Annotated in this window: 5 protein-coding genes and 2 pseudogenes; 5 read left to right on the forward strand and 2 right to left on the reverse strand. The window is 71.0% G+C overall.

Translation table 11 applies throughout. From position 1 onward, the window contains the following. Positions 1–554 precede the first annotated feature (554 nt). Positions 555–1098: pseudogene (locus tag ACFV2S_RS11690) on the forward strand (IS5 family transposase); the annotation flags it as partial. 8 nt (positions 1099–1106) lie between these two features. On the opposite strand, the gene ACFV2S_RS11695 reads toward ACFV2S_RS11690, so the two are convergent. Continuing rightward, a complete protein-coding gene (locus tag ACFV2S_RS11695) occupies positions 1107–1652 on the reverse strand; it encodes an MOSC domain-containing protein (protein WP_385556564.1) in 546 nt (181 codons plus the stop codon). A gap of 72 nt (positions 1653–1724) precedes the next feature. Between ACFV2S_RS11695 and ACFV2S_RS11700 the strand changes: the two are divergent. The 3 genes and pseudogenes from ACFV2S_RS11700 to ACFV2S_RS11710 form a co-directional block, all read left to right on the forward strand. Further along, positions 1725–2363 (forward strand): annotated as a pseudogene (locus ACFV2S_RS11700) (transposase); the annotation flags it as partial. A 269-nt stretch (positions 2364–2632) separates the two neighbouring features. Beyond that, on the forward strand, positions 2633–2905 hold the full coding sequence (locus ACFV2S_RS11705) for a hypothetical protein (RefSeq protein WP_385556566.1): 273 nt from the start codon (positions 2633–2635) through the stop codon (positions 2903–2905). 274 nt (positions 2906–3179) lie between these two features. After that, complete coding sequence (locus ACFV2S_RS11710; RefSeq protein ID WP_385556568.1) at positions 3180–3401, forward strand: hypothetical protein; 222 nt, start codon at positions 3180–3182, stop codon at positions 3399–3401. 189 nt (positions 3402–3590) lie between these two features. Here the strand turns inward: ACFV2S_RS11710 and ACFV2S_RS11715 are convergent, their stop codons facing one another. After that, positions 3591–4013, reverse strand: coding sequence for a DUF6003 family protein (locus tag ACFV2S_RS11715; protein ID WP_385556570.1), 423 nt, complete (start codon positions 4011–4013; stop codon positions 3591–3593). Between the two features lie 431 nt (positions 4014–4444). On the opposite strand from ACFV2S_RS11715, the gene ACFV2S_RS11720 reads away from it, so the two are divergent. Then, complete coding sequence (locus ACFV2S_RS11720; protein ID WP_385556571.1) at positions 4445–5206, forward strand: isocitrate lyase/phosphoenolpyruvate mutase family protein; 762 nt, start codon at positions 4445–4447, stop codon at positions 5204–5206. Positions 5207–5322 lie beyond the last annotated feature (116 nt).

Raw genomic sequence — 5322 nt, forward strand, 5'->3', positions numbered from 1 at the left:
GGGGCGGTCACCCCCTCCCCCCCCCCCCGGGCCGGTCTCTCGGGGGGGGCGGGGGGGTCGGGTGGGGCCTCCGGGGGGGCCCGGCCCCCCCCCGCCCCCCCCCTGACCCGAGCCGCCCGGACACGCGCACCGAGCATCCATGTTCTGGTCGGTGGACGGACCGCCGGTCGCCCGTCGGCGGACACCTCCGGGGAGAGTGGCAAGCAGCCCGAGGCCGATCGGAACGCGCTGGTCGAGTGCGGCGAGGTGTGCTCCCCTCGGACTGGTGGCCGTCAGGCGGGCGGTCGGGGTCGAGGTATCGCATCTGGAGAGTGCACCGTCAGATGCTCGGCCGCAGGCGACGCGGTTCCGGAGGTTGGCGACCGATCGACCAGGCGCCGAACCTCGCCGGGGCGGTCGGCCCACCGGTCAGTCGGGTGGGTCCGTGTCGGTGAGCGGGGCCGAGGTTGTGCAGCGGGACCTCGGTCTCGTACAACGCGCTCCTGACCTGGAGCGTGTCTCTTTGATCGGTTGGTCTGTCTATCGGGTGTGTCTGTCCGATTAGTGATCGCTGATGCGATGTGGGACCGGATCGAGCTGTTGAACTCGGCTTGTTCCAGACCGCCCACAAACGGCTGATCAGGTGGGCTGTGGACGGCGCCTGGGAACGTATCGTCGCCGCGGTCCTGGCAGCGGCCGAGGGTGCTGACGACATCGGCTGGACCGTGTCGGTGGACTCCACCGCCCGCCGGGCTCACCAGCACGCCGCCGGCGCCAGGGGAAAGGGCCTCCAGGTCGGACCGAACCTGACGATCATGGGCTTGGACGCTCCCGCGGCGGCCTGAGCACGAAGGTCCACCTCGCCAGCGACAGCCTGGCACGCCCCTCGCCCTCTGCGTCACCGCAGGCCAGGCGGGCGACGCCCCATCCTTCAGGACCGTCATGGTCCGCATCCGTGTTCCGCGAAGCGGGCCGGGAAGACCGAGGAGCCGGCCCGATGCCGTCCTGGCGGACCGCGCGTACTCATCCCGCGCGACCCGAGACCACCTCCGTCGACGTGGAATCCGCGCTGTCGTCCCCTCGCCGCCGTCCTCATCTGGGCACGCCGATGACCGCGGAACAAGAACCTAGACCCGTTCCAGTGGGCGGTGAGGGAGCGGGGGGAGCTCGAACTGGATGGAATCGCCAGGGCGGACGGTCCCTCCACGGCGGACCACAGCCATGACGCCACACTTGAACGTGAACTCGCCGGACAAGGGGTCGATGGCGAAGACCTCACCGAGCAGGCCCTTGCGGAAGTCGTTGATCTTCGAGCATGGGTTGCGCAGTCCGGTCACCTCAAGTACTGCCTGCTTCCCGAGATGGAGCAGGGCGCCGGTAGGCAGGCCCAACAGGTCCGTCCCGCGTGTGGTGATGTTTTCGCCGAGCTGGCCCGCAGAGACCCGATAGCCCTTGAGCGCGAGTTCGTCGAAGAGTTCCTCGTGCATCAGGTGGACCTGGCGCAGGTTGGGCAGGTTCGGCTCGTAGGTCATGCGGAACTGGTGGCGGATCGTCTCACCTGCGTGAACGTCTCCTTCCACTCCGAGCCCCGTGAGCAGGCTGATGGAATCGCGATTGGGCTTGCTGAACGAGTACCCCTCGTTACGGCTGACTGCGGTCACCTGACCAGGCATCACGCCCTCCACCTGTCGTCTGTCTGCGGAGGGTCGATCATAGAGGCGGTGGAGACGTTCACGGGGCCGAGGATGCGGCAGTTGGAACGGTTGCTGAAGGTGGTCCGGGAGCGGGGCGGGGAGGGTCCTGGTGGTGGCCGGCCGTGGTGTGTGCCGCTGGCGGACCGGGTGCTGCTGGTGGCCGTCTACCACCGCACGAACCTCACGATGCGGCAGCTTGCGCCGTTGTTCGGCTGCTCGCCCGTGACGGTGTGCCGGGTGATCACGCGGCTGCGGCCGCTGCTGGCGATCGAGCCGGCCATCCGCCCGGCCGAAGTGGTGGAGCGGTTGTGGATCGTGGACGGCACGCTGATCCCGGTCCGTGACTGGAAGAGCGGCGCGTCCTCGCGTGACTACCGGTTCTCGGCGAACGTGCAGGTCATCATCGATGCCGGCACCAAGCTGGTGGTCGCCGCGGCCCGGCCGGTGCCGGGCAACACCGCTGACGCGAGGGCGTGGCGGAACTCCGGCCTGGCCGAGAGCTGCGAAGGCGTGACCGTGCTGGCCGACGGCGCCTACATCAACACCGGGCTCGTCGGCCCGCACCGCAAACGTCCCGGACGAGCCCGCCGTCCCGGCGATGAGGAGGACAACGCCGAGCACCGCAGAGCCAGAGCCCGCGTCGAGCACGCCTTCGCCCGCATGAAGAACTACAAGATCCTCCGCGACTGCGGACCGGGGCCCAGGACCGCGTCCACCGGCTGCTGGATCGCGAAGGAGCGCGATGCCCCGGGCAACGTCCACGTCGCCGCCGAAGCCCTGTCCGCCGTGCCCTTGCCGGCCCGCCGCAACGGCCGGCTCCCCTCCAGGCGCAGGCGGAACGACAGCCGTATCGTCGCCCGCAGATTCGACAGCCGCTTCACCTGCCCGAAGGAGACGACCTCTCAGGAGGAGCCGCGGCGGGGCCGTTTGCCATCGCGCTCCCGGGCAAGACGGAGCCCATGAGAGGCATCGACTCCGTCATAAGAACCGTGGCCCACGTGCTCGCGGGCATCCTCGTCGTCTGGATCCTCATGGACCTGCTCGACGCCAACCGGGGCAACACTCTGGTCGGTTGGTTCCACTCCGCCGCCGACTGGCTCGCCGGCTGGTCGATCGGGCTCTTCGACGTCGCCGGGAACACCCTCCAGGTGATCCTCGACTACGGCATCGCCGCAGTCGTCTACGTCGTGATCGCGAACATCGTCGCCAGCAGGGCGTTCGCCCGGGCGTAGAGGCTGCGGCGAAGCCCCCGGCCCGCACTTCTCCGGTCGGGGGCTGGACTGCGCCGTAGGGGAGCGATCGTCCCGCCGTCGCGCATACGACATCTCGAGGCCGCAGATCCGGCAGGGGGCAAGCAGCCTGTGGGGCGTACGGGCAGCCCGGTTCGACTCTCCGGCACCAGAACATCGCCCCACCAGCCTTCTGGCCTCCTGGCCGGGCCCCTGACGTGAAGGGCTTGACGCGGCTTGCTCCGCGCGGTGCCATGGGGTGGGGGAGGGGGCGCCCATGGCCGACGCACACAACGACGACGAGATCCGGAGTGCCGAGGCGGACGGTGTCCGGCCGGATCGCCCGCAGGGCACACACGAACCATCGGCCGCGGACCATGTCTGGGTGGCCGTTCTCGTCGTGATCATCGTGGTGCTCGTCCTGGTCGGCATCCTGTCGCACATCGACCTGAACGACAGCGGTTCCCCCACCCAGGACTGGAATACCGTCTGGCACTGAGCTTCTCCTGCGCCCCGGGAACCCCGTCCTTCAGCGGTTGACCGAAGGGCGCGCCCAAACGCTCCCGAGCGCCCAGGGCGGGGAGGAGCCGACGCGCCGACGCTGAGCGGGGCTACCGCTCCGGCGCCACGCCGACATTGCTCTGCCGCCCGGGCATCGCACAGGACCGGCCGGGCGCCCCTCGGTGCCTCACAGCACCAGGCGGCCGATCTCCTGCGGGTCGAGGCCGGTCAGGCGGGCGATGCGGGGCGCGGGGATGCCCGCGGTGAGCGCCCGGTGGACAAGGCCCTCCCAGTCCTGTGTGGTCTCCCGGAACTGCAGGAGCTCCGTCTCCATGTCGGTGACCGACCGCGGCGCGCACGCCTGCTCCACGCGCACCGTCTCGTCGGGGCTCAGCGGGATCGGCAGCTGTTCGGCACTCTCGGGGATGAACTCCGCAGCGTCGAAGGGCACGATTCTGACCTCCTCCGAGGATGCGGAGACGCCGTGGGCCTGGAGCCAGCCGTGCACAGCGGGGGTCTCGGAGCACTCCAGATCGCCGACTGCGGCCAGAGCCGCACCGAGCCGCGGGTGTCGTTCGGGCAGGAGGAACAGAAACGCGTCATCTGCCATCGCGTGGAATTCGCCTTCGCTCGTGGAGGTCTGGCCCCTGATGCTAGCGCTGCCCGTGCCGCCGCCGGGACCACGGCCGCCGGCAGCGGGCAGCCAGAGGCTCGGTGAGGGAGTGGAAGGCAGGGCGGACCGACCGACGGTGATCGGCTTGGCGGGGAGTGGAGCACTGCCTGGCGCCACGTCAGCTCTGGCCGGGGCCGCGGCTGCGGGGGTGCGGGCCTGCGCGGCGGCGCGGCTGGACGCGGACGGGGCAGGCCCCGAGGGGGAGAACCGTCGGGGGCGTGGACCGAACCTCACCGCTCCGAACGGCGGAGTGGACGCGACCGCGGACGCGGCCGAAGCCCACCCGCCCGAGGGTCGTGCCCGGACTTTCTCCACGGCCGGCGCCCCGTCGGCGCCGTTCCATGGCGATACCGGGGTAGCGTCCACGTATGGACCTTCGTACGACCGTGGAACGCGCCCAGCTCCTCAAGAAGTTGCACGCCGAGCACAAGCCGCTCGTGCTGCCGACCGTGTGGGACGTCTGGTCCGCACGTACGGCAGTCGCCGCAGGCTTCCCGGCGCTGACCGTGGGCAGCCATCCGCTCGCCGACTCCCGAGGGGCCGACGATCACGAAGGGCAGACCTTCGAGGAAGTGCTCGCCGCAGTCCGCCGCATCACCGCCTCGGTCGACGTCCCCGTGTCCGTGGACCTGGAAGCGGGCTACGGACAGCGGCCCGCCGATCTCGTCGCGGGACTGACCGAGGCCGGTGGCGTCGGGCTCAACCTGGAGGACACCGTCCACTCGGACGGCGGACGCATGCGCAGTACGCGGGAGCACGCCGACTTCATCGCCGGTCTGCGCGCGGCGGCCGACGACGCGGGAATCCCGGTGTGGGTCAACGGACGGACCGACCTGTTCCAGAACGCCGACGTGGCCGCCGACGTGCTGGACGAGGCGATCGAGCGGCTGAAGGCGATGGAGCAGGCCGGCGCCGACAGCGTCTACCCGGTGAGCATCCAGGACGACGACGACCTGCTCACCGCGGTGATCGGGGCCGTGGCCATTCCGGTGAACACCACAGCCCACCCGGTCAGACACGATCTCGCACGCTTCCGCCGCCTCGGCGTCGGACGGATCACCTATGGTCCCCTGCTGCAGTTCGCCATGGCGGACGCGATGAAGGAGATGCTCGCCCCCTGGGCCCCCTGACGGCCGCGGGGGGGGGGGGGCGCGCGGGGGGGGGGGGGGGGGGCCGGTCCGCGCGCGGCGGGGCCGCGCGCTCGGGGGCGCCCCCGCCCGCCCGCCGCCGCCCCCCGGGGCGCGGG

The sequence above is a fragment of the Streptomyces sp. NPDC059695 genome (assembly GCF_042733785.1).
Classification (GTDB): Bacteria; Actinomycetota; Actinomycetes; order Streptomycetales; family Streptomycetaceae; genus Streptomyces.